Raw genomic sequence first — 23,118 nt, 5'->3', positions numbered from 1 at the left:
GGAGAAGAACCGAAGATGAAACAATATAGAAAGAGCGATTAGCTCATTTTGAAACTGACGAGATAAAATATCTCTTTGTTTGATTTTGCGAACAAAATCAGTTTACTCACTCGTTGTTCAGTTTTCAAAGATCAAACTTTATTTCGAATCAGCTTTTCGCTTCATCAACTCTTATATCCTACCACATACCAACCAACTTTGCAAGTTTTTTTCAAAAGTCTTTTTTGAAACATTCGCTCACAACCTTGTGTTTCTTGGCCGGAATTAGAATATACCATATGTAATTTTAGTTTGCAAGTATTATTTATATAAATTTTCATAACACATATTTATTAATCGTTTTCTTTCATATATTAATTCTTTTGTTTTTACTCGTGGTTAACTATAAAAAAGAACCTCCTCCCTTTTAAACCAACAGGAAAGAGGTTCTGTATTTTATATCTACTGAATTATTCGGAGCCCATAAAGGCAAAGCGGATTACTACAATTATAGCAAGCACCCACATAAGCCAGTGAATTTTAACTTTATTGCTGGTAAACAGATTACTGAACACAGCCAGCACAACGTAAGACAGAATACCAGCAGAAATACCATTCGCAATTCCACCTGTAAAAGGCATCAAAACAATAGTCAGAAACGCCGGGAATGCCAACAGGAAGTTATCCCAGTCAATATTACGAACCTGACTCATCATCAACACCCCAACGATAATCAGAGCCGGAGCAGTAGCCGCAGAGGGCACAACCAGTGCCAGCGGCGCAATAAAGAGGGCCAACAAGAACAGAACGCCTGTCGTTACAGCAGTGAGACCTGTACGGCCACCTTCTTCTACCCCTGCGGAGCTTTCTACAAATGCTGTAATTGTACTTGTACCCAATACCGCACCAGTACTTACACCAACAGCATCTACCAGCATCGCTTTACCGATAATTTTCTCGCCTTTTTTCTTATCTTTCATTATGCCTGCGCGTGTAGCTGTACCTACCAACGTACCGAACGTATCAAACAACTCTACAAATGTGAAGATGAAAATAATATCAAACAAACCAATATGCAAAGCTGCCTTCAGGTCTAGCTGACCTACTGCCAAATTGCTGAAATTTGGAATCCAGTGGCCTGTTGTCAAGCTACTCAGATTCGTTACACCCATCGGAATACCGATTAATGTAGTAGCTACGATTCCAATCAGCAATGCGCCTTTGACCCGAACGACCATCAACGCTGCGATAATGAGCAACCCGATTAGCGCCAGCAGCGCATCCTTTTGATGTACCAGGCTACCCAGAACCAAATTAAAAGCATGACCCGGAACCGGTTGACCAACATCTGTCCCTGGAACAATACTCACCATAACCAGATTACAAAGCTTGAAGCCAACAATTGTGATAAACAAGCCGATACCAACTGTAATAGCGGTTTTTAAATTTTCCGGAACTGCAACAAGCAGCATCTGTCTAACCCGGGTAACAGTTAAAATCAGAAAGACGATACCGGATATAAATACAGCGCCAAGTGCCGCTTGCCAAGTAATCATCCCATTAGAACTCAAGACTACAGTCATAAAATAAGCATTCAAGCCCATCCCTGGTGCCATACCGATCGGCACATTTACAAACAAGCCCATCAGAATGGTTACTAAACCTGCACCTACTGCTGTCGCAAAGAAAACAGCTTCACTAGGCATCCCCGCTCCAGTTGGTCCCAAAAAGGTATTGTTGACCACCAGGATATAAGCCATGGTCATAAAAGTAGTGATCCCCGCAATAATCTCGGTGCGGACGTTCGTGCCATGTTCCTTTAATTTAAAGAAACGCTCCATGAGTCGTAATTCCTCCTACGCAAAGCATACTCGTATTGTTGTCGTTCAATTGCTGTAATATTCGCCTTCATATACGCTATATTACATCCGTTATTTTAGGCTCTCGCCTACGGCTTGTCAACAGAAAAAACGAATGTTACAAATTGAACACATATGTATTGTTCGGAAAATAGATAACCCGCAAGCTATTATACAGCTGGCGGGTTATTATTTAGGATAATCAGATATTTTTATACTTATCAAAAGCATCCGCTGTATCTGGTATATTTTCCAGATAAACGATCTTCCCTTCTGTATCCAGTCGGGCTTTGTCCACTCCAGTAAGTGTATAAACTTCGCCTGTTACTTTTTTACCGCACACTGCCCATTTAGTTTGATAGGTATCAGCTTCTTCGGAAACAAGCTTCCACCCCTCATACATATGCTTGATTTCGAGCGTCCCCTCGAAGAACATGTTCAAAAAGCTTTTCCAACTGTTCATCCCTTGTTTTCGATTACCATTCAATACAAACTCAATCTTCTCGGAAAAAAGGCTGGTTAATCGTTCTCTGCTCGTCTCATCATCTTTTGCTAAATCATAGTAGTGAAAATAGTCTTCTAAAATCTTCATCGAGTGGCCTCCAAAATCATTTTGTCCTCGCACATTTTTACATATTCTTCACATTGCTAGACATACGCTGTAGTGCATCTGTTAAAGCCACAATTTCCTCGTCTTGAAAATTGTAGAGAAGTTGTTCCTGAAAGGCTTGTCTTTGCTCTGTCAAAACTTGCAGCTCTTGAATCCCTAATTCGGTTAAACGTATATAAGTTACACGCTTATCCTGCTCTTTTTTACTGCGTAAAATCAGACCTTCCTCTTCCAGCCTTTTTAGATGCCGGGTCACTGCTGCACCATCCAGAACGAGCAGATGTTGAAGCTCCAGCTGACTTAATTCCTGACGATGGTCAATATGATACAAAATTTCGACCTTGGTAAAGCTGGTTTTTAACTGTGCTTCAAAAGCGTTATTCATTTCTTTACACAAAAGATGCATGCGATAAAATAACTGGCTTTTTTCAGAGCAATGTTTGATGACTATCTCTCCTCCTTCTGATACTTGACCCATCAATTGATATATCAAGTATTATACACCCTCACTATAAATAAACAAGCCATGAGACAAGTCTACATATCACAAAAAAGTTGGGGCTATGGCTTTTCTCCATCACGCAAGTCATATCCAAACGTAATGCTATCGCCCAGAAATACAGCATGGCTACCTTGGTATTTGCCTTGATTAATTGGCATTCGATGTCTCTCCTATTCTATTAGATCGTATTATTGATTTCGATAAATTTATGTTCAATTGCTGTCATTTTGTGATTGGGACGAGATATTAAATATGTATCCATATAGCCAAAAACCGGAGGAACGGGTAGATAGGATGCTACTTTAAATTGCCGGGCCAGCTTTTTGGACATAAGGGTAATTCCCATTCCCATTAGAGCGAATTCCACCATCGTATCAAATATTCCAACCTCGACAACCTCGCTATGGGTCAATTGCATGTCCTGATACATCTTCTCTAAATGCGTGAGGTACAGGCAGCTATCCGACAATATGATAATAGAAGCTCCTTGTAGTACTTGCTGGAGATCCGAACCTTCGTGTATACCTTTCCCCACCAGCACCAGCTCTTCACGGCATATTTTTTGATAATGAATATATGGGTTGGTAGGATATCCTGTAACAAAAGCAATATCAAGCTCTCCGTCGAGGATGAATTGTTCCATTTCCGTGGTGGTTCCCGTTTTTAATGTCACCGAAACCTGCGGATACATCTCATATACCTTCGTTAGCGCCCTTGTTGTTTCGCCTGCTACAATGGACTGCATCGTGCCGACGCGCAGTTTTTCCTCCTGGGGTCTCATTTTCATCTCCGTGTCTTGCCATAGCAGCAAAATTTGCTTGTACTGAGCGTATAAAATTTCGCCTGCGGGTGTCAGTTCCATACCACGAGACTTTCTGTAAAATAACGCTGTGCCATAATAGGTCTCCAGCTTCTTTATTTTTGCCGTCATATTCGATTGCAGATGATTCAGCTTCTGGGCAGCTTCTGTTAGACTTCTAAGCTCTGCCACCGAAACGAATGCCTGCATATTTTGAATATCCACCGCTTTACCTCCCATCAAATAAAATGATATCTACATCATTAACAAGCATTATTCTTTATGAGTTAAGTGTATTATATTGGGCTTAAGCGTTATTTTCTACTCACATTTTAAAATTAGGAGGGATGGCACATGGTTAAACAGAAGATTCGTGCAGGTATCATAGGAGGTTCGATGAATAACAAATGGGCCAGCCAAACGCATATTCCTGCTTTGCTCAAGCACCCGAGCTTGGATATCACGGCCATCGGCACTTCCCGTATGGAGAGTGCACGAAAAAGTGCAGAGGACGTAGGGGCAACATTAGCTTTTGACGATGCCAAAAAGCTCGCAGCTTCCGAGGATGTGGACATGGTCGTGGTGAGCGTAAAAGTTCCCCATCATTATGAGGCGGTGATGGCGGCTATTCAAGAGGGAAAGCATATTTTTTGTGAGTGGCCTCTGGGGGCCAACACTGCGGAAGCTACTGAAATGGCTAAGGCGGCGGAACTGGCGGGCATCCATCATACCGTCGGCTTGCAGGCACGTCAGGATTTTGAGGTGCAAATGATGAAAAAGCTGGTGGAAGACGGGACAATTGGTGAAATAGTATCCTGTCATATGCAAGTAGCTACTCCCGGCAAAGGAGGACGAACAAATCAGGATACGTCTTATCTGCTGAATAGAGCCAGTGGTGCCAACCTACTGACCATTAACGGAGGGCATTCCTTGGATGCGCTACAATACATCGTTGGGGAATTCCGCGAGCTATCGGCCATCACATCCTCCCGTTATAATGAAGCCATTATTCATGAAACGGGTGAAGTCATTTCCAAGGATACTGCCGATCAAATTCTGATTCACGGACTAATGGAAAATGGAGCACCGACATCCGTTCACATTCAAGGTGGAGTGAATTCTAAGTTTGAGCTAGAGATTCAGGGGAAAAAGGGCATTTTGCGTTTGTCACAGAATCCTTCGCTTGGGCATATTCAATTTGGGAATCTGACGCTTGAAAAACTGATATATGATCCAAGTAGTGAGCAGAGTCATGCGCCTAACGGTGTTTTTGAAACAATCAGTATAGCTCATGAACCTGATAGTACCCTAGATTTCCCAAAAGAAGGGGTAACCCTGAATGTAGCCAAAGCTCATCATGTATTTGCCAGGGATATTTTGACGGACACCCGTCTCGCCCCCGATTTCAACCATGCCTTAAAACTGCATCAGTTACTGGACCGCATCGAGGAATCGGCTACAACTGGGAAAAAGATCGTATGGTAAGTTAGAATTTTAAAAAAAGAACCTTCAATACCATGATAGATGTGGATTGAAGGTTCTTTAAAATATTTAGCAGTTGAAATTCTCCTTTATTTAATGAAGTCATGCATTCTCGACTTTTATACTATCACCTTCAACCAAAATAACCTCTTCGTTGCTGATTGGATATAAATTTAATTGGCTGCCATATTCCTCAATGATGTTCTCCACCGCTTTTTTAAACGGGATGTTCGTATGGTGAGGGACTGGATAGAATTCAATTGCCCTGAGTGCAGCAAAGGAATCCAAAGCAGGCGCCTCCTGCACATTGTCCATAAGTCGGGCATATTCGATATTAGGTGATAAAATCATCGAACCTGCCGATTCGCCTATATACAACTTCCCTGCATTAACTTCCTCAGCAATGATTTTGTCAGCTCCGGTTCTTCTTAACTCTTGAAGTAAATAAAATGTGTTGCCTCCGGTCATATAAATATAGTCATTTCCTCTAATTTTACTCTCTATTTCATTCCATGTTGCTGTGCTGATTTCGATTTCATCCACGATTAATCCTAAATTCTCTAATGCTTTTTTCCCTGTATTCACATAAAACTTAACTTTCTCTGGAATACTTGCGGTTGGGATGAAAGTGACTTTTTTTCCTTCCAAGTTTTCATCGGCGAAATGGACTAAGCATGGTGCAACATCCTTAAATGAGGACGACAAAAATAATTTTTTCATCTCTTTATTCTCCTTAGTAGCGTTTAATGAACCGGGATATGTAACACTTTAATCTAGATAAATTATAAAATATATTGGTATCAAAACATGACACCATTAGAGGATGACATGAAAAACAAACGTTTAATTCCATACTTGATTTAAACTATTTATAGCTTGAAGCTAATAAATTCATATAAAAAGAGGAGACATTACCATTGCATAATATCTCCTTTTTTCAACTTCATATTCTGTTTTGTAATAACAAATGACTTTATATATCCGTCGCATGAGGCCATGCTGTTCGCCTTTAGCTAAACCTCGTCGATTGAGGTTGCCGTGCAGTAAAACTTTCCCGAGCAAAGTTTCGACCTTGCCCCCGTAAAAAAAGACTCCCACCGCATAGCGATAATTCGCCGATGCGGAGGAGCCTGATGTTGTATTGGTGAATCTCAAAGGGTTCGTGGTTACGATGCGGGAGTCTCCACGCTTATTCCCACTCGATTGTTGCTGGTGGTTTGGAAGTTACGTCGTACACGATACGATTGACGTTGTCCACTTCGTTGACAATACGAACGGAGATTTTCTCCAACACGTCCCAAGGGATACGTGCCCAGTCGGCGGTCATACCGTCGATCGACGTTACTGCGCGAATACCTACAGTGTAGGAATACGTACGGGCATCGCCCATAACGCCAACACTCTTCATATTCGGCAGAGCGGTGAAGTATTGCCAAATCTCCCGATCCAGACCCGCTTTGGCAATCTCCTCGCGCAAAATAAAGTCAGAATCACGGACAATCTTGAGCTTGTCCTCTGTCACTTCGCCCAATACACGGATGGCAAGACCCGGACCTGGGAATGGCTGACGCCATACAATTTCGGCCGGAAGTCCACATTCTTCACCGACTTTACGCACTTCATCCTTGAACAAAGCATTCAGTGGCTCGATCAGTTTGAACTTCATGTCTTCCGGTAAACCGCCCACGTTATGGTGCGATTTGATGGTTTGCGCCGTTGCTGTTCCGCTCTCTACAATATCTGTGTACAACGTGCCTTGTGCCAGGAAGTCAAAATCATCGAATTTAGCGGATTCTTCTTCAAAGACGTAAATAAACTCGTTACCGATGATTTTACGTTTTTGTTCCGGATCATCCACTCCTGCCAGTTTGGACAGGAAACGCTCACGTGCATCAATTTTGACAACTTTCATATCAAATTTACCAACGAACGTCTCCATTACACTTTCGGCTTCACCTTTGCGTAGCAGTCCGTGATCAATGAACATACATGTCAGTTGGTCGCCGATCGCTCTGTGAATAAGCATGGCTACGACGGAAGAATCCACGCCGCCACTTAAAGCGCACAGTACTTTCTTGTCGCCTACTTGCTGGCGGATTTCACGGATTTGCTCTTCAATGAACGATTCCATGGTCCAGTTGCCTTCACAACCACACACTTCATACAGGAAGTTGCTAATCATCTCATTACCTTGAACAGAATGACGCACTTCTGGGTGGAATTGTACCGCATACAGATTCCGCTCCAGGTTACTCATCGCAGCAATCGGAGCACTCTCTGTTCCCGCATCCAGTGTAAAGCCAGTTGGCAGATCTGTAACGTGATCGCCATGGCTCATCCATACCGTTTGACGAGAATCCAGCCCTTTAGTCAAACGGGCATCCTCATTGAATTGCACGTCTGCTTTGCCATATTCACGCTTGCCCGCACGTTCTACTTTACCGTCCAGTTGGTGGGCCATCAGCTGCATGCCATAACAAATACCAAAGATAGGGATGCCAAGATCATAAATTGCCCGATCCACCTGAGGAGCATTGTCTGTGTATACGCTGGAAGGTCCGCCTGAGAAAACAATTCCTTTCGGCGCCAGCTCTCTCAGCTTCTCCGCAGGCGTATTGTATGGAAGGAGCTCGCTATATACGCCGAGATCCCGAATTCTTCTTGCAATTAACTGGTTGTATTGTCCTCCAAAATCGAGAACTACAACGATTTCATTAGGCTTATTCATTACCGTGCCTCCCTCAATTGTTCGTTTCATTATACGCAACGATAAAACAACACGTCAAGAAATCAACCATAGTTGAGTGGTCATGAAAAGATTGATAAAATAAATTGATTCTAAATTACTTAATCTGCCCGTAGGAGTGTACACGATGGATGTGCTGAAATGGATTGCGCAATTGTTCGAAGAATATGGATACGGCGTCCTTTTTTTCGGCTTGCTGCTGGAGTTTATTGCCTTGCCTTTTCCCGGGGAAACCACGATGGCTTATGCGGGATATCTCTCCTATGCCGGTACTCTGGATTTCAGCAAGCTGGTGCTGTTAGCCTTTTTGGGCACAACCATCGGTATGACCATTACCTACTTTATTGGAAAATGGGCTGGACTTCCCTTTATTCAGAAATACGGCAAATGGGTTTTGTTATCGCCGGACAAGCTACAGAAAACACAAAAATGGTTTCAACGTTATGGATACTGGCTTATTTTCCTTGGATATTTCATCCCAGGTGTCAGGCATTTTACCGGCTATTTTGCTGGAATTATAGCTCTTTCTTTCCGTAAATTTGTCCTGTATGCTTACAGCGGTGCTTTATTCTGGGTCGTCCTCTTTCTAAGCATCGGCAAGCTGTTTGGCCCGCAATGGGATGCCATTTTCCATTTGGTAGAGCTGTACGCACTACGAATCGCAGCAGCGGTTGGATTCGTAATCCTGCTATATTTTATATATCGGTGGAGAAGCTTCCTGTTTGGATCGCTATACAAATCCAAAAAATCAGTAAAAACCAGCCACAAGGATGACACGGAATAGTTAAACTCCTTCAGCCGAGCCCACATTCGCGGCTCATGATTCGAGCTACCCCTGCTCCAAACATAGACATTCCGATGATACCTTGGTTCTACGTCGTCAGCATACCCAACAATGGACCCTGTAAATACAATGGGGTCTCCTGCATTAATAATGTTTCCAAATATGCGGGTAATAAGCAGACCCTCCGCAGATGACAGGACCAAAAAAGGAATCACCCACTAGACAGTAAGACACCTACGCTAAATCCCGAACCCATAAGCCGTTATATTAAAGGTAACAAAGCGATACGGAGAAATGCCCCCCCAATTCCATTAATGTTACCTACAGCGAATAACTCCCTGTACTGCCAATCTACCATTCTAATCAGTTCTAATACGACAGACTCCATAAATTAAACAAAAATATAATTAACCATTTATCACTAATCATCAGATTACTTTGCAGCCGTCAAGGCATAAATTCATATATTCAGAGCATACTAAGCCAACAAACTCCAATATCGGAGGATTTTACGTATGCCAAATCAGAATAAAAGTTGTCCACTTACTCATGTATCCTCTAACTTGAAAGATAATGTAAATCATATCGAGAGCTCCTTTGGAAACAGCGGAGATGTAATCATTAAAGAGCTATTATGGATGCAAAAATGGCCAGCAGCTCTTTTTTATATCGATGGTCTGGTTAACACTCAATTGCTCCATGATTCGGTTCTCCGTTCATTGATGCGAGTAAATGAACATCATGTACCGGAGGGCGCAGAACCATTCGACTATTTGAAGAATCAAGTTTTGATTGCAGGTAACTCAGGTAGTGTGGATGAAATGGACGCCCTATTCAATCAAATGTTATCCGGCAGTATTATCATTTTGCTGGACGGATACGCAAAGGGCATATGGATTGATGCGGTCGGTTGGGAGGATCGCAGTGTTAGCGAGCCCCAATCCCAAAGTGTCGTACGGGGTCCAATGGAGGCTTTTACCGAAAATTTACGAACCAATACCGCTCTAATTCGTAGGCGAATCCGCGATCCGCGCCTGTGGATGGAAACAAGACAGATCGGGCAAGTCACCCACACCAATGTGGCCGTAATGTATGTCAAAGGCATCGCTGACGAAGGAGTTATTCAGGAACTGAGAGAACGTTTGGACCGAATTGATATTGACGGAATTCTGGAAGGGGGTTACATCGAGGAGGAAATTCAGGATGAAACCTTCACCCTGTTCCCCACCATTTATAACAGCGAGCGTCCGGATTCAGTCGCTGCCAGCCTGCTGGAAGGCCGAATTGCTATCTTGGTGGACGGGACACCCTTTGTTCTGTTGATTCCTGCACTGTTTGTGCAATTTTTCCAATCACCAGAGGATTATTACCAGCGTGCTGATATCAGCACGTTGTTGCGTTTGCTGCGTTTCTTTTCCTTTTTTATCGCTATGCTTGCGCCAGCAGTTTATATTGCGGTAACTACCTTTCATCAAGAGATGATTCCTACAAACTTATTGGTCAGTCTCGCTGCCCAAAGGGAAGGCGTACCGTTTCCGGCTTTTGTCGAGGCGATGCTCATGGAAATAACTTATGAAATTTTGCGTGAAGCAGGAGTTCGAATTCCCAAGACTGTCGGGCAGGCCGTATCCATCGTAGGTACACTGGTCATTGGACAAGCAGCCGTGGATGCAGGAGTGGTCTCGGCGGCTATGGTTATTGTTGTGTCCATTACAGCGATCTCCAGCTATGTTATTCCGGAAAACGGTCTTTCCATTGCGGTTCGTATTGCCCGCTTTGCTTTAATGATGCTAGCCGCAGCCTTCGGGCTTCTTGGAATATTGATGGGGGTAATCGTACTTTTACTGCATTTGACCAGTCTGCGATCCTTCGGAGTATCTTATATGAGCCCGTTCGGTCCCTATGTGGAAAGTGATTTGAAAGATACGCTGTTTCGCCTACCTTGGCCTCGCATGAAGACACGGCCTCAATCCATCTCTATCCAAAATACGATTCGCCAAAAAACGAAAAAAAGACGGATCGGTAATAAATCAAAAACCAGAAGGGATCAGCCATGAAGCAGACCATACATTTGTTCTTCGTCTGGGGCCTGATTGCATTACTGTTAGGTGGTTGCTGGGATCGCCAAGAATTAAATGAGCTGGGCATCGCTATTGGGATCGGTGTGGATATGGAAGGAGACCAGTATCAGGTAACCGCTCAGGTGGTCATTCCTTCTGCTGTAGCTTCCAAATCATCACCAAGTGCAGGCCCTCCAGTCGTTACTTATCAGGCCACTGCACCCACGATTCAAGAGGCCATTGAAAAAATGACGAATACAAGTCCGCGCTCCATTTATTTATCTCATATTCGTATGCTGATTTTAGGTGAGGAGTATGCGAGAAGGGGAATTGCTGATGCGATTGAAGCCATGATGCGAGAGCCTTTTACAAGAAGTGACTTTTATATTGCGATAGCCAAGAATAACAAGGCTTCTACGATGTTAAAGATCCCCACTCCAATGGAAAAATTGCCGGCAAATAAATTATTTGCTTCGTTAGATACCTTAACCAAAACCTGGGCTCCTGCTACCAAAGTAACCATGGATCAACTTCTTAGCGATCTGGTTAATCCCGACATCCAGTCCACTCTGCCCGCATTGGAAGCTGTGGGAGATATAGAATCGACCAATGAAAAAGGTATGGATGCCACCAAAAGCATATCGCCTGAAACCATATTGCGGTTTTCAGGTAATGGTGTATTCAAAAAAGACCGGTTGCTGGGATGGATCAATGACTTTGACAGTAAAGGGCTCAGTTACATCAGGGATAAAGTGGAGTCTACAACGGGGCACACCGATTGTCAGGGAGGAGGTAATATCGCCTTATTAACCTTAAGAAGCAACACCCAAAAAAAAGTGATCATTCGCGATGGAGAACCTGTTATCTCCATATCCGTTACCAACGACAGCACAGTACGAGAGGTCAACTGTAAGCATATGAAGTTAAGCAGTATGGCTGATATTAAAGAAATTGAGGCCGCAAGCAATGAAAAAATTGTTGAAATTATGAAGCATTCCGTAGAGACTGTTCGACGTGAGTTTAAGTCAGACATTTTCGGTTTTGGTCAGCTGATCCACCAGTCCAAACCTGAGCTTTGGAAACGACTAAAAGAAGAAAAAGAAAATCCATTTATGGACTTACAAATTGAATATAAGGCAAAGACTACGATCAAAAAAATTGGTTCTTTGTTTGAATCGTTCCAAAAAGAAATGAAGGAGTGAGCTTGGTGGAGGAGAAAGGGCGTATCAGCATTACAAATATAGCCGTACTCGTTTTTTTGAGTATTATCGGAGACTGTGTATTGGTGTATCCCTCCCTCATTACTAGCATATCCAAGCAGGATGCCTGGATCAGCTCATTACTTAGCATCCCTGCAGGACTGGCTGTACTACTGCTACTCCTGCGGGTACATCAGCTGTATCCTGATCTCACCTTTGTGCAGCTCTGCCAGCGAATTTTGGGTCCGTGGCTAGGCGCCCTCATCTCCATATGGTATTTGTTCCATTTAATGATGAATTCAGCGATTTATTTAAGAGAAGTCGGAGATTTTATGAACAGCCAGACCTATGTAATGACACCTCTTCCTGTTATCAATTTACTCTTCATCCTTGTGCTGATGTGGGGGATGTATATGGGGTTGGAGCCTATTGCACGTACAGCTCAAATATTGTTTCCTTTATGCTTGGCTTTCGCTTTGTTTTTAATCCTGTGCTTGCTTCCCCAATGTGACAGTCAGCAGCTTAAGCCTATTATGGAACAAGGTATTCCTAAAATTATGGAGGGCAGCCTATTTGCGCTCTCCTACCCATTCGGTGAACTAGCTTTTTTACTGATGATTTTTCCCTATGTGAGCAAAAAACCGGGTCTAAAAAAATCAGTTTTACTCTCAGGACTTACGGCCAGCATTCTGTTAAGCGTACTACTCCTGGTTTCTCTCATGGTGCTGGGCCCTTTTGTAACCGAACATAGTGTGTATACCTCTTATACGCTATCTAAAAAGATCAACATAGGAAATTTCCTGCAGAGAATTGAATCCATGATGAGTACTGCCTGGATTATCACTACTTTTGTTAAAACCATTTTACACTTCTATGCCTTTACCTTAGGAATGACTCAACTACTGCGATTAAATAATGTTCGGACCTTTCTTGGTCCTAGCTTCATGATCCTGTTTGGTCTGATTATCGTGTCGGCGCCTAATATTACTTACTATCTGGATACGATCGTCAACGCCTGGATTTATTGGGATTTGACGGATTCTATTGTCCTTCCTTCGCTACTGCTTATCGTATACAAGTTAAGATCGAAAGGCCGCCACAGCCTGGAACCCAGTTGATCCACACCCTTTAACGGAAGGAGCCTTCACCGTGCTAATCACCACTGTTATTATCTGTATCGGTCTAGCCATTGCTGCCAAAGATTTGCCAGGCTTGTATCGAAAACATCGCTTTAAAGATATGTTCGTGTACATCATTATGCTCGGAATAGGCACATGGCTTAGTGTCCTTGCCGCCAAGTCAGAGGTTACGCCAAGCCCGCTGGTACTGATTGAAATCATCTACAACCCTGTTAACGCTTTTGTGTCACATGTATTTGGTTTTTAGAAAGGAGACAGCCACATGTCAAAAAAAACACGTATTAGCGTTCGGCAAGTGACTGTCCTGATGTTTATGAGTTTAATCGGGGATATGCTCTTATTCTATCCGACTATGATTACACATATTGCTCATCAGGATGCCTGGATCAGCTCCATACTGTCCATTCCGCTGGGCTTAATCATAATTTACGTGCTTATTCGCGTTCATGAGCTCTACCCGAACCTTACACTTATTGAAGCGATTCGTAAAATTTTGGGGCCCGTGTTCGGAACCGTTGTTTCCTGCTGGTATTTATTTTATTTTTTAATGAACACCGTTCTTATTGCGAGAGAGGTAGGCGATTTTCTGACTACACAGTTATTTGTAGAAACCCCTCTACGTGTTCTGCTCGCTATGGGAATAGCCTTAATGGTGCTTACTGCGTTAGCCGGAATTGAAGCTTTCGGTCGTGTTAGCGAGATGCTATTACCAGCATATATATTAATTTTCTCTGGTCTATTCCTTGCACTCCTGCCACAAGTTCAGCTTTCCAATGTACGGCCTGTTTTGGAAAATGGGCTGGCTCCTGTTGCTCAAGGAATGGTTCCAGGCGTGGCAATGCCTTTTGCCGGAATGTCTATTATGCTTATGGTTTTTCCTTATGTAAACAAAAAAGCCCATTTTAAAAAGGACATATTGCTCGCTTCCCTTATAGGCGGAATCGTGATTAGCCTATTTCTGCTGCTCTCCCTGCTTGTGATTGGACCCTTTGTGACCCATTACAGTCCATACATTTCTTCTGTACTCACGACAAAAATTAATGAACTGAATTATATTACACGTGTTGAATCGCTTGTTGCTTTAACCTGGGCACTGGCTGCCTATTTCAAGGGAGTTCTTTTTTTCTACGCCTTCACTTTTGGAACACCCCAGTTGTTCCGAATTTCTAATAGTCGTCCATTCGTCATACCCGCAGGAGCGATTGTGTTTGGTATGACCATTTCGATAACCCCAAATGTGTTTTATTATGTAAGAACTCTTGTTTATCCCTTGGCTGCCTGGCATTATACGAACGGCTTGATCATTCCGCTTCTTTTGTGGATTGTTTACCTCTGCCGGCAAAAGTGGAAACATCGGCAAAATACATCCAAAAATGAATAAAAAACCTTTTGAAACCGATGCTTAAAAAGCATAACCCGATTCCAAAAGGTTTTTTTAATTTATGCCATATCCTGAATGTATTCCAGCGCGGCATCAATATGTCCTTTTACCCTTAAACCACGCCATTCATGAACTAAAATGCCATTCTCATCAATAAGGAACGTAGAACGAACAATGCCCATGTACTGCTTGCCGTACATCTGTTTTTGCTGCCAGACACCATATGTCTCAGCCACCTGATGCTCTTCATCAGATAACAGCTGAAAAGGTAGGCCATACTTGGCAATAAACTTGTCATGCTGCTTGAGTGGATCGGGGCTTATGCCGAGAATCACGGTGTTTAAGCCTTTAAACTCCGCATGTTTATCCCGAAAATCGCAAGCCTGGGTCGAGCAGCTAGAGGTCAAATCCTTGGGATAAAAGTACAACAATACCCTACTGCCTCGATAATCCGACAGCTTGACACTCTTTCCCTCACTCCCAGGCAATTCAAAGTCTGGTGCCGCTTGTCCAATAACGGTCAATGTCGTGGACATCTTATCATCTCCTATCTTTTAGGGGTTCTTATATCATCCGCCCTATGAGCCAGCCCCCCGGTAACGCCGAATCCCCCAGTTCCAAGCCAGTAAGCCTAGTGTGAGAAAGACAATTCCCATCACAGGAGTTAAGAGCGCCATATGGCGCATGTCCTCTCGTTGAAGGAACAGGGAAGCGGGATATACGCCAACAAAAGCAAAAGGCAGTATCCAAGTCAGCACAACCTGAATGGCACGGTTATAGATCGTTACCGGATAACGTCCGTAGCCCTGAATATTGTACATGAGCGGAATAATTCCTGTGGGCGCATCCGAAAAGAATGAAAGAGAAGTCAATATGGTGTATATACCCGTATAGATCGCCACGGCACTTAAACTCAAAACGATCAACGCTGGTATAAACCACCACTCCATAGCCAAATCCATCTGTGCGCCGCTGATCCCCATAATAATCAGACCAATCACTGAGCCAACCAGCGCGGGTGGGTCCACATTTTCAAGGAAAATCTGGAATAGATTATACGCAGGACGGGTCATTACTCGGTCGAGTTCACCTTTTACAATATAACGCTCGCTAAAGTTCCAAAGATTAACGAAACAACTAAACAGTCCGTAAGGAACCATAAAAAATCCATAAACGAACACGACCTCATTTTCACTCCAGCCACCCAAGCTGTCTGTATGCATAAATATAACTAAAATAAAAATAAGATTCGTGGCCTGAAAGAGCAGATCCGAAATGACTTCTACCCAAAAATCGGCACGATAGGTGAGCCGTGACTTCATGTAATTTTTCAAATATTCGCTAATGAGACCCAAATAGTACATCATCGGCTTACCCTCCCTGCACGAACAGACGTCTGCGCGCCAGCCGCCAAATGATGATCATCGGCACGAGCAGAACGACCAGCCAAATGATTTGGATACCCAGCACATTCCATATGCCAACGCCTTTTACACGTCCCGTAAATACAGAGCCCGGCAAATAAGTAATTGCCTGAAACGGCATCCATTGGGAAATTGTCACCAGCCAGCCCGGAAACAAGCTAATTGGCAAAATCAACCCAGAAAACAGGTCTACGACTACGCGCTTCATACGCATCATGCCCTCATTGTTTTCGATAAAAAAGGCCGTCAAGCCCGTAATAATATTAATCTGAGTGTTGATCAGAAAGCTGAAAAACAGCATGACCAGAAAACCAATCCAGGCTACCGGGTCACTGGGAAGCTTCACGGGGAACAGCAGCATCGCAATCGCCATGCCCGGAATCATAAACAAGAGGAAGCGAAACATCCCCTCACCGAGTCCCTGCATAAACTTAACAAGTACATAGTTATAAGGTCGGATCATCTGAATAGCAATGCTTCCATCACGAATATCTGTCGATATTTCGCGATCCAGATTGTTAAAATAAAAGGCTCTCGCCATCCACGATACGGCTACATAGGTCGTCATCTGAGCAGCAGTAAAGCCTCCAATACTACCCGCATCGCCATATATCGCTTTGTATGTGAAATAATACACGCCGATATTCATGGAATAAATAAGTATGCCCGAATAATAGTTCACACGATAAGCAAGCATCGTGAGAAATCGGATACGAATAAAATCGGTATATACGCTAAGCATGAACTTTGGCCTCCACTAGCGGATTGCCTTGGCGTTCTGCCGAGCCAGACTGATAGATACTGCGAACGATATCATCCGTGTTGGTTTCAATGATTTTGATATCCGTAATGTCCGTGCGGCCAACTACGCTAGCCAGCACATCCGATACATTAATATGAAGAGGAATCCACACCTTGGCAGCCAAATCGTTATCCATAGTCCACGTCAATGGCATATCGGCTGTCCATGCCTGCAATTGCTCCAGCACAGTCGTCGTACCAAATTGGAACCGTACTTCCCGACCTGTCCCCCAACGAGCCTTGAGATCATCCAGTCCACCATCATAAATGATATTCCCATCATCCAACATAATGACGCGCGAGCACAGCGCCTCAATATCCTGTAAATCATGGGTCGTCAACAAAATAGTGGTCCCGTGTTCCCGGTTCATATCCTTCAAAAACTCACGAATTTCGGACTTCACCATAATATCAAGCCCAATGGTCGGCTCGTCCAGAAAAACAATCGACGGATTGTGCAGCAAAGCAGCTACCAGTTCACAACGCATCCGTTGTCCAAGACTAAGTTTACGCACCGGGCGGCTTAGCAAATCCTGCAATTGCAGCCTTTCTACCAGCTCATCCAGCCTGCGTTTGAAGTCCATAGCCGGAACCTGATATACTTTGCGCAGCAGTTGAAAAGACTCGATCACGCCGATGTCCCACCAAAGCTGGCTGCGCTGACCAAAAACAACGCCTATGTTACCTACAAACTTCTCGCGATCCTCATAAGGGACATAGCCCCCCACCTTGAGATGTCCCGATGTTGGCACGAGAATACCTGTCAACATCTTAATCGTGGTGGACTTTCCGGCCCCGTTCTCACCAATATAACCGCATATTTCCCCTTGCGGAATACGGAAGGATATATCTTTGACCGCAGCCACCTCGTTGTATTCGCGGGCGAATAAATCAAGGAAGGCACCTTTTAAGCCCTCGCGGTTTTTTTGAACCTTAAATGTTTTGCGCAGATCCTGCACATCAATTGCCAGCATGTTATACCTCTCAATCAGGATTTGTAAAATCCATAGTTAAATTGATTGTGCTCCAAAAAGAAATTATAATGTAATGAACTGAAAAGCGAAAGGGAGAGCATCCATGACAAGCAGAACCAAAAGGACGATATGGTCGGTTCTAGCCGTGGTAATCGTCGCGATTGTCGGCTTTGCCGTGTACTATTTTACATCCATTTATAATCAGCTGGATAATCTGCATAAAGAGGGTGCTAACTCCCCCTTCAAAAATGTAAAGCAGGTCGATCAGGTTCGTACACCGGAACCGCCCAAGTGGGAAAGTACCGATATGGTCAACATTTTGCTGATGGGTGTCGATGGTCGTGGCATCCAGAAAGGGGAAGTCCCCCGATCGGACAGCATGATGGTTGTATCGCTGGACCCTGTGAAGAAAAAAATGCACCTGTTCTCTATTTTGCGTGATACGTACGTGGATATTCCCGGCTACGGAAAAAATCGGATCAACACCGCCATTACTCACGGACCCAATACGGCCATGAAGACGGCTGGCGATCTATTGGGCATCCCAGTGCAATATTATGTGTATACGGATTTCCAAGGCTTTATTAAACTGGTGGACGCTGTAGGCGGCATTGATTTTGAAGTGGAAAAGGATATGCATTATACAAGTAATGCGGATAAGCATGAATACGATATTGATTTGAAAAAGGGTATGCAGCATCTGGACGGCAAGACGGCGCTTCAATATGTGCGATTCCGCCACGATGCCATGTCCGACTTCTCCCGTTCCGGACGGCAACGGGCATTTTTGGAGGCTGTAGCCCAGAAAATGCAGACCACGACTTCCATTGCTAATCTGCCAAGCATTTTAGAGCAGGTTAACCCGTACATTGATACGAATCTCAGTGTTAACGATATGTGGAAGCTGGCGAATGTGGGGTACCAAAGCAGCTTTGCAGGCAGCGAACAGGTTCCACCGATGAAGCTGCTTGGCGAAGAAAATGTGGGCGGCGCGGCAGTTCTTACCGTCCGTGATCCGGAAGAACTGAAATCTTATGTACAGGATATATTTAATAATCCTCCTACACAAACACAGGAACAAAATAAGGATCAGAACGAAACGAAACAGCCGGATAGTGCATCGTCCTCCAAGACGGATAAAGCTTCCTTTACAGGAGGCAATAAAACCAGTACTGAGGATGCTTCCACACAATCAACAACAAAGACAGGACAAAAAGAGCTATAATGATGTATGCAGGGGCAGCCGTGAACGCTGCCCTTTGGCGTGTGTATACCCTATTTTAATGAACGGAAAGGAAGTTTTGATGATGAAACGGGAAAACTCCGAAGCACTATATAAAGAAGCCCTGGAGCATATTGTCGGGGGCGTTAACAGCCCTTCACGCTCCTTTAAAGCTGTGGGCGGTGGCGCTCCAGTATTCATGAAACGCGCCCAAGGTGCTCATTTCTGGGATGAGGATGATAATCGGTATATCGATTATTTGGCGGCCTACGGTCCAATTATTACCGGACATGCTCATCCCCATATTACCAAGGCCATCAGCGAAGCGGCTGCGAATGGCGTATTGTACGGAACCTCGACGGCATTGGAAATCAAACTGGCCAAGATGCTGAAGGAGGCTATTCCTTCTATGGATAAAGTCCGGTTTGTGAATTCCGGCACAGAGGCAGTCATGACGACGATTCGTGTAGCACGAGCCTATACGGGGCGGAACAAGATCATCAAATTTGCCGGCTGCTACCACGGTCACTCGGATCTGGTACTTGTAGCCGCAGGCTCCGGCCCTTCCACACTGGGCATACCTGACAGCGCAGGTATTACAACCAACATTGCGAGCGAGGTCATTACTGTGCCATTCAACGACCTTGACGCATTGCGCCAAGCTTTGGAGCGCTGGAGCGACGATGTGGCGGCAGTCATGGTGGAGCCGATTGTCGGTAATTTCGGCATGGTGATGCCACAGCCAGGCTATCTGGAAGGGCTGTGCTCGATGGCGCGGGCGAACGGCTCCCTTGTCATTTATGACGAGGTCATTACCGCCTTCCGCTTCCACTACGGCTCAACCCAAACGTATGCAGGTCTCGACAATCATGATGCGATTCAGCCGGATTTGACCGCGCTGGGCAAAATCATGGGCGGTGGTCTGCCGATTGGTGCCTACGGCGGCAGCAAGCAGATCATGGAGCAGGTTGCCCCACTCGGCCCAGCCTATCAGGCAGGTACAATGGCAGGCAACCCGGCTTCCATCTCTTCAGGCATCGCCTGTCTTGAAGTCCTTCAAGGGGAAGGCGTGTACGAAGAGATGGAACGTCTGGCTGTGAGACTGACGGACGGTATTCAGTCTTCCGCTGATCACTACGGCGTGCCGTTGACGATCAACCGCATTCGTGGAGCGTTCTCGACGCATTTCTGCGATCATCCGATCACGAATTACGCACAGGCGCAGGACACGGATAGCGAAGCGTTCGCATCCTTCTTCCGTCACATGCTGAATCGTGGTATCCATCTGGCTCCGTCCAAGTTCGAAGCTTGGTTCCTCACAACAGCGCATACGGACGAAGACGTGGATGCCACGCTGGAAGCAGCGGACGATTCGTTCCGTGCGATGTCACAAGGTAAATAAGCAGAGCAGTAAGCGATAAAATATGAATAGAATGAGAGCTGGAAGTAGTCTTAAAGATGGGTATCCGACATCTGGGACTGCGTTCCAGCTCTTTTTCATTTCACAACTGTACCGGTACAGTTGTGAAATTTATGAATTGTATCTGGTTATACCATCCGGTTATATTGAGAGAACCACAAGTTGAGATCATGATTACGGAGGTTTATTATGCACAGTCGTTCCAGAAATGGGGTCGCCTATCTGGCAGCTCTCAGCTATGCAGCTATACTTGGCTTCTCATTTTTATTTGTAAAACTGACAGTGACGGAGGCAAGCCCACTGGATGTGATCGCCCACCGCTTCGCGTTGTCATTGATTGCTTTGACCATTCCAGTGCTGCTGGGTTGGATTAAAATCAATATCAAGTGGCGTGATGTGCTGCGTATCTTGCCATTAGCGCTGCTTTCACCGTTACTGTTCTTCCCCTTGCAAGCGTTCGGGCTGATGAGCACTTCTTCATCGGAAGGTGGAATTATTCAAGCTACTGTTCCTATCTTTACACTTCTGTTAGCCTCCTATTTTCTTAAAGAGCGCACAACAGTGCTTCAAAAGATTTCCTTACTACTCTCTGTCTTTGGTGTGGTTTTTATATTTGTGATGAAGAGCGGAGCACCGCTAGCTTCCAATAGCTTTGGCGGTATTGTTCTGCTCGTGCTCTCTGCTATATGCCTATCTGGCTATAACGTGCTGGCTCGTCCATTAACGCAAAAGTACAGTCCGATGGAGTTGACCTACGTTACCTCCATTTTAGGATGTATCGTTTTTAACCTGGCGGCCTTGGGGTATCATGCCATAGACGGCTCTATGAGCGCCTATACCGCGCCGCTGGTAAAGCCAGATTATTGGCTAGCACTGGCTTATCTGGGCATACTGTCTACCCTCGTCACCTCGCTGTTATCGAGCTTTGCCTTGAAGTGGATCGAAGCCTCCAAAATGAGTGTGATCGGTAATTTATCCACCCTTATCTCCATGATTGCCGGTGCTTACATTTTGAAAGAGCAGCTTGCCTACTATCACATTATTGGTGCTGTGGTGATTATTATTGGTGTAGTGGGCACCAATTTCGGAGGACGAAAAAGCTTCGCGCCGATCAAAACAACTTCGGCAAAATCCCAATAATGGACTAAGAGCAGGCACAAATCTTGTCTTAAAAAAGAAATCTCCAAGCTGGGCAATTCCAGCCTGGAGATTTCTTTTTTATCTTCTTTGCCTTCGTCGGACTAGACCGGGTACGCCATGACACTCATTAATGCCAGCTCCGGCTGTGTGGTGTCCAGTCTACTATATTGTACGATGATGGGCACATCGCTAGTGACCGTAATTGCGTAAGGAATACCTGTCGGAATCCGTTCGCCGGACTTTTCCAGCGAGGCTGTTCGGATATGGCGGGTTCGTCTTCCTTCCACCACCTCGATCATTCCCTCCAACGGCTCGCGGTCTTCAAAATAAATGTCTATGCTCAGCTTTGCCGCACAGTTTCCACAGTTCAGCACACATATACTTTCATGACTGAGCAGCTCTCCCCGGCTTTCCGGTGGAATATACCCGTCGGGAATGACCCAGAATAAGCTTCCTTGCGGCTGATTAGCCGCCTTTTCCTGTGACCGTTCAGTATCTCCCATGCCAATGGCCTCCTTTCAGCTATGAATACTTTTACATCTCTATGCCTCTTTTCTACCCGTACGGATTCTCCTGGGTACGCAGCAGTTCAGCCAGAAAAGCAAGCGCCAAGCCCTGACCCCACCCCTGAATGCGTTTGTAGGGTACGTTTCGGTAGCCATCTATATCGTTCATTACAGCAGTTCCAGCGGATACGCCAGTCACTGTGCCGTCCTCTTTAATGCGGGAAAGGATACCGTCAATCGCCTTTTGCGTGTATTTGTTAAACAATCGGCCCTGCATAAGCAAAGCAGTCGCAATTCCTGCCGAACCAGAGGTTTCCAGATAAGAGGTATCATCGTTCAGCACCGTATGCCATAGCCCTTCGGGGGATTGCAGCCGCACCAGTGCATTGAGTTGGTCACGCAGTGAGCCGTCAATGATCATGTAGGATGGATGCTGCACCTCGACACATTTCAGCGCCTTGGCCATCGTGAGTGCTGCCCATGAATTGCCGCGCGCCCAGTATATGCCCGACATGCGGCTTTGGTTCGCATGATCCCAGCCATGGTAATACAAATTCGTATCCGGGTCCTGCAAAAATTCTTCATGCCCGTGATATTGCCGGATTCCATCCTCCCAATATGTCTTGTTGCCCAGCAAATGACCGATCCGCAGCAAATAATAACCGGCCATAAACATCGTATCCACCCATGCTTGCTGCGGAAATACATCATGTAGTGAATTCACGGTATGCTGGAAAATGCCGTCGGCAAACCGTTCAGCTTTTTTCGTCAAAAATTCTGCCATCTCGATAGCGATATCCAGGTATTTTTGCTCACCTGTAGCCTGATGTAGCGTCAACAAACAATGCCCGACAGAAACGCCGTTCACCGACAGTGGCGGAAGTCCATCCTCAATATTTTCGTCAACCCATTCTTTCAGCTTGGTCAAATACTGTTCATTGCCTGTCGCTTCATAGGCTTCGCATACTCCATAAAAGGCTACTCCACCTGGCCAATCCCAGCTATAGTGCATTTGAAACGTGCGTTCCACTACCCGGTCAATCACCTGTTTAATCTGTTCCTCATCAAAACTCAATGCGGGCATTTCCACG

22 protein-coding genes are annotated in these 23,118 nt (G+C 44.9%); 10 read left to right on the top strand and 12 right to left on the bottom strand.

Annotated elements, in window-relative coordinates; all coding sequences use genetic code 11:
- Positions 1 to 449: 449 nt before the first annotated feature.
- From HFD99_RS23805 to HFD99_RS23790, 4 genes are all read right to left on the bottom strand, one after another.
- Positions 450 to 1,820 carry an NCS2 family permease gene (locus HFD99_RS23805; protein ID WP_016819288.1) on the bottom strand — a complete coding sequence of 457 codons (1,371 nt, stop codon included), beginning with the start codon at positions 1,818 to 1,820 and terminating at the stop codon, positions 450 to 452.
- Positions 1,821 to 2,040: 220 nt separating this feature from the next.
- A complete protein-coding gene (locus HFD99_RS23800) occupies positions 2,041 to 2,430 on the bottom strand; it encodes a hypothetical protein (protein ID WP_123796792.1) in 390 nt (129 codons plus the stop codon).
- Positions 2,431 to 2,467: 37 nt separating this feature from the next.
- On the bottom strand, positions 2,468 to 2,941 hold the full coding sequence (locus tag HFD99_RS23795) for a MarR family winged helix-turn-helix transcriptional regulator (protein ID WP_123796791.1): 474 nt from the start codon (positions 2,939 to 2,941) through the stop codon (positions 2,468 to 2,470).
- Positions 2,942 to 3,128: 187 nt separating this feature from the next.
- Positions 3,129 to 3,974 carry a LysR family transcriptional regulator gene (locus HFD99_RS23790; RefSeq protein ID WP_123796790.1) on the bottom strand — a complete coding sequence of 282 codons (846 nt, stop codon included), beginning with the start codon at positions 3,972 to 3,974 and terminating at the stop codon, positions 3,129 to 3,131.
- A gap of 129 nt (positions 3,975 to 4,103) precedes the next feature.
- On the opposite strand from HFD99_RS23790, the gene HFD99_RS23785 reads away from it, so the two are divergent.
- Positions 4,104 to 5,234: a Gfo/Idh/MocA family protein gene (locus HFD99_RS23785; RefSeq protein WP_031462885.1), complete on the top strand. Its 1,131-nt coding sequence runs from the start codon at positions 4,104 to 4,106 to the stop codon at positions 5,232 to 5,234.
- Positions 5,235 to 5,333: 99 nt separating this feature from the next.
- On the opposite strand, the gene HFD99_RS23780 is transcribed toward HFD99_RS23785, so the two are convergent.
- Positions 5,334 to 5,951 carry a Type 1 glutamine amidotransferase-like domain-containing protein gene (locus HFD99_RS23780; RefSeq protein ID WP_019686161.1) on the bottom strand — a complete coding sequence of 206 codons (618 nt, stop codon included), beginning with the start codon at positions 5,949 to 5,951 and terminating at the stop codon, positions 5,334 to 5,336.
- Between the two features lie 469 nt (positions 5,952 to 6,420).
- Positions 6,421 to 7,959 carry a glutamine-hydrolyzing GMP synthase gene (guaA, locus tag HFD99_RS23775; protein ID WP_017428420.1) on the bottom strand — a complete coding sequence of 513 codons (1,539 nt, stop codon included), beginning with the start codon at positions 7,957 to 7,959 and terminating at the stop codon, positions 6,421 to 6,423.
- A gap of 145 nt (positions 7,960 to 8,104) precedes the next feature.
- On the opposite strand from guaA, the gene HFD99_RS23770 reads away from it, so the two are divergent.
- The 6 genes from HFD99_RS23770 to HFD99_RS23745 all read left to right on the top strand — a co-directional run bounded on the left by HFD99_RS23770 (position 8,105) and on the right by HFD99_RS23745 (position 14,540).
- Entirely contained in the window at positions 8,105 to 8,761 is a 657-nt protein-coding gene (locus HFD99_RS23770) for a DedA family protein (RefSeq protein WP_016819304.1), read from the top strand.
- 515 nt (positions 8,762 to 9,276) lie between these two features.
- On the top strand, positions 9,277 to 10,818 hold the full coding sequence (locus tag HFD99_RS23765) for a spore germination protein (protein WP_039276775.1): 1,542 nt from the start codon (positions 9,277 to 9,279) through the stop codon (positions 10,816 to 10,818).
- Positions 10,815 to 12,023 (top strand): Ger(x)C family spore germination protein, encoded by a 1,209-nt coding sequence (locus tag HFD99_RS23760; protein ID WP_025364037.1) that lies wholly within the window; start codon positions 10,815 to 10,817, stop codon positions 12,021 to 12,023. Before HFD99_RS23765 ends, HFD99_RS23760 begins: the two co-directional genes overlap by 4 nt.
- A gap of 5 nt (positions 12,024 to 12,028) precedes the next feature.
- Entirely contained in the window at positions 12,029 to 13,138 is a 1,110-nt protein-coding gene (locus HFD99_RS23755) for a GerAB/ArcD/ProY family transporter (protein ID WP_025364036.1), read from the top strand.
- 31 nt (positions 13,139 to 13,169) lie between these two features.
- On the top strand, positions 13,170 to 13,406 hold the full coding sequence (locus HFD99_RS23750) for a hypothetical protein (protein WP_016819308.1): 237 nt from the start codon (positions 13,170 to 13,172) through the stop codon (positions 13,404 to 13,406).
- A 15-nt stretch (positions 13,407 to 13,421) separates the two neighbouring features.
- On the top strand, positions 13,422 to 14,540 hold the full coding sequence (locus HFD99_RS23745) for a GerAB/ArcD/ProY family transporter (RefSeq protein WP_025364035.1): 1,119 nt from the start codon (positions 13,422 to 13,424) through the stop codon (positions 14,538 to 14,540).
- Positions 14,541 to 14,599: 59 nt separating this feature from the next.
- On the opposite strand, the gene bcp is transcribed toward HFD99_RS23745, so the two are convergent.
- The 4 genes from bcp to HFD99_RS23725 are packed head-to-tail and all read right to left on the bottom strand — an operon-like array spanning position 14,600 to position 17,739.
- Positions 14,600 to 15,076: a thioredoxin-dependent thiol peroxidase gene (gene bcp, locus HFD99_RS23740; RefSeq protein WP_039268825.1), complete on the bottom strand. Its 477-nt coding sequence runs from the start codon at positions 15,074 to 15,076 to the stop codon at positions 14,600 to 14,602.
- 42 nt (positions 15,077 to 15,118) lie between these two features.
- Positions 15,119 to 15,907: an ABC transporter permease gene (locus HFD99_RS23735; RefSeq protein ID WP_019686156.1), complete on the bottom strand. Its 789-nt coding sequence runs from the start codon at positions 15,905 to 15,907 to the stop codon at positions 15,119 to 15,121.
- 4 nt (positions 15,908 to 15,911) lie between these two features.
- Positions 15,912 to 16,706 (bottom strand): ABC transporter permease, encoded by a 795-nt coding sequence (locus HFD99_RS23730; protein WP_025364033.1) that lies wholly within the window; start codon positions 16,704 to 16,706, stop codon positions 15,912 to 15,914.
- The gene (locus tag HFD99_RS23725) at positions 16,699 to 17,739 is read right to left on the bottom strand and encodes an ABC transporter ATP-binding protein (RefSeq protein WP_016819312.1); all 1,041 of its coding nucleotides are present in this window, start codon (positions 17,737 to 17,739) and stop codon (positions 16,699 to 16,701) included. The genes HFD99_RS23730 and HFD99_RS23725 overlap by 8 nt, the downstream gene beginning before the upstream one ends.
- 103 nt (positions 17,740 to 17,842) lie before the next feature.
- On the opposite strand from HFD99_RS23725, the gene HFD99_RS23720 reads away from it, so the two are divergent.
- From HFD99_RS23720 to HFD99_RS23710, 3 genes are all read left to right on the top strand, one after another.
- A complete protein-coding gene (locus HFD99_RS23720) occupies positions 17,843 to 18,964 on the top strand; it encodes an LCP family protein (protein WP_025364032.1) in 1,122 nt (373 codons plus the stop codon).
- Between the two features lie 82 nt (positions 18,965 to 19,046).
- Positions 19,047 to 20,363 (top strand): glutamate-1-semialdehyde 2,1-aminomutase, encoded by a 1,317-nt coding sequence (locus tag HFD99_RS23715; RefSeq protein ID WP_025364031.1) that lies wholly within the window; start codon positions 19,047 to 19,049, stop codon positions 20,361 to 20,363.
- Positions 20,364 to 20,570: 207 nt separating this feature from the next.
- Positions 20,571 to 21,521, top strand: a complete 951-nt coding sequence (locus tag HFD99_RS23710; RefSeq protein WP_025364030.1) for a DMT family transporter — start codon at positions 20,571 to 20,573, stop codon at positions 21,519 to 21,521.
- Positions 21,522 to 21,622: 101 nt separating this feature from the next.
- Here HFD99_RS23710 and HFD99_RS23705 read toward each other — a convergent pair whose 3' ends face one another.
- The gene (locus HFD99_RS23705; protein WP_025364029.1) at positions 21,623 to 22,024 is read right to left on the bottom strand and encodes a sensory rhodopsin transducer; all 402 of its coding nucleotides are present in this window, start codon (positions 22,022 to 22,024) and stop codon (positions 21,623 to 21,625) included.
- A 52-nt stretch (positions 22,025 to 22,076) separates the two neighbouring features.
- Positions 22,077 to 23,111, bottom strand: coding sequence for a glycoside hydrolase family 88/105 protein (locus HFD99_RS23700; protein WP_025364028.1), 1,035 nt, complete (start codon positions 23,109 to 23,111; stop codon positions 22,077 to 22,079).
- Between the last annotated feature and the right edge of the window lie 7 nt (positions 23,112 to 23,118).

The organism is Paenibacillus sp. EKM301P, from assembly GCF_011800295.1.
GTDB classification, from domain to species: Bacteria; Bacillota; Bacilli; order Paenibacillales; family Paenibacillaceae; genus Paenibacillus; species Paenibacillus polymyxa.
The sequence above is the reverse complement of the archived record's forward strand: the minus strand, read 5'-3'. Positions and strand labels throughout refer to the sequence as shown.

Bases quoted from the DNA above. Each gene is read 5' to 3' on its own strand.
- HFD99_RS23805 (WP_016819288.1), bottom strand. From the start codon at position 1,820: ATGGAGCGTTTCTTTAAATTAAAGGAACATGGCACGAACGTCCGCACC.
- HFD99_RS23800 (WP_123796792.1), bottom strand. From the start codon at position 2,430: ATGAAGATTTTAGAAGACTATTTTCACTACTATGATTTAGCAAAAGAT.
- HFD99_RS23785 (WP_031462885.1), top strand. From the start codon at position 4,104: ATGGTTAAACAGAAGATTCGTGCAGGTATCATAGGAGGTTCGATGAAT.
- HFD99_RS23780 (WP_019686161.1), bottom strand. From the start codon at position 5,951: ATGAAAAAATTATTTTTGTCGTCCTCATTTAAGGATGTTGCACCATGC.
- guaA (WP_017428420.1), bottom strand. From the start codon at position 7,959: ATGAATAAGCCTAATGAAATCGTTGTAGTTCTCGATTTTGGAGGACAA.
- HFD99_RS23770 (WP_016819304.1), top strand. From the start codon at position 8,105: ATGGATGTGCTGAAATGGATTGCGCAATTGTTCGAAGAATATGGATAC.
- HFD99_RS23765 (WP_039276775.1), top strand. From the start codon at position 9,277: ATGCCAAATCAGAATAAAAGTTGTCCACTTACTCATGTATCCTCTAAC.
- HFD99_RS23760 (WP_025364037.1), top strand. From the start codon at position 10,815: ATGAAGCAGACCATACATTTGTTCTTCGTCTGGGGCCTGATTGCATTA.
- HFD99_RS23745 (WP_025364035.1), top strand. From the start codon at position 13,422: ATGTCAAAAAAAACACGTATTAGCGTTCGGCAAGTGACTGTCCTGATG.
- bcp (WP_039268825.1), bottom strand. From the start codon at position 15,076: ATGTCCACGACATTGACCGTTATTGGACAAGCGGCACCAGACTTTGAA.
- HFD99_RS23735 (WP_019686156.1), bottom strand. From the start codon at position 15,907: ATGATGTACTATTTGGGTCTCATTAGCGAATATTTGAAAAATTACATG.
- HFD99_RS23730 (WP_025364033.1), bottom strand. From the start codon at position 16,706: ATGCTTAGCGTATATACCGATTTTATTCGTATCCGATTTCTCACGATG.
- HFD99_RS23725 (WP_016819312.1), bottom strand. From the start codon at position 17,739: ATGCTGGCAATTGATGTGCAGGATCTGCGCAAAACATTTAAGGTTCAA.
- HFD99_RS23720 (WP_025364032.1), top strand. From the start codon at position 17,843: ATGACAAGCAGAACCAAAAGGACGATATGGTCGGTTCTAGCCGTGGTA.
- HFD99_RS23715 (WP_025364031.1), top strand. From the start codon at position 19,047: ATGAAACGGGAAAACTCCGAAGCACTATATAAAGAAGCCCTGGAGCAT.
- HFD99_RS23710 (WP_025364030.1), top strand. From the start codon at position 20,571: ATGCACAGTCGTTCCAGAAATGGGGTCGCCTATCTGGCAGCTCTCAGC.
- HFD99_RS23705 (WP_025364029.1), bottom strand. From the start codon at position 22,024: ATGGGAGATACTGAACGGTCACAGGAAAAGGCGGCTAATCAGCCGCAA.
- HFD99_RS23700 (WP_025364028.1), bottom strand. From the start codon at position 23,111: ATGCCCGCATTGAGTTTTGATGAGGAACAGATTAAACAGGTGATTGAC.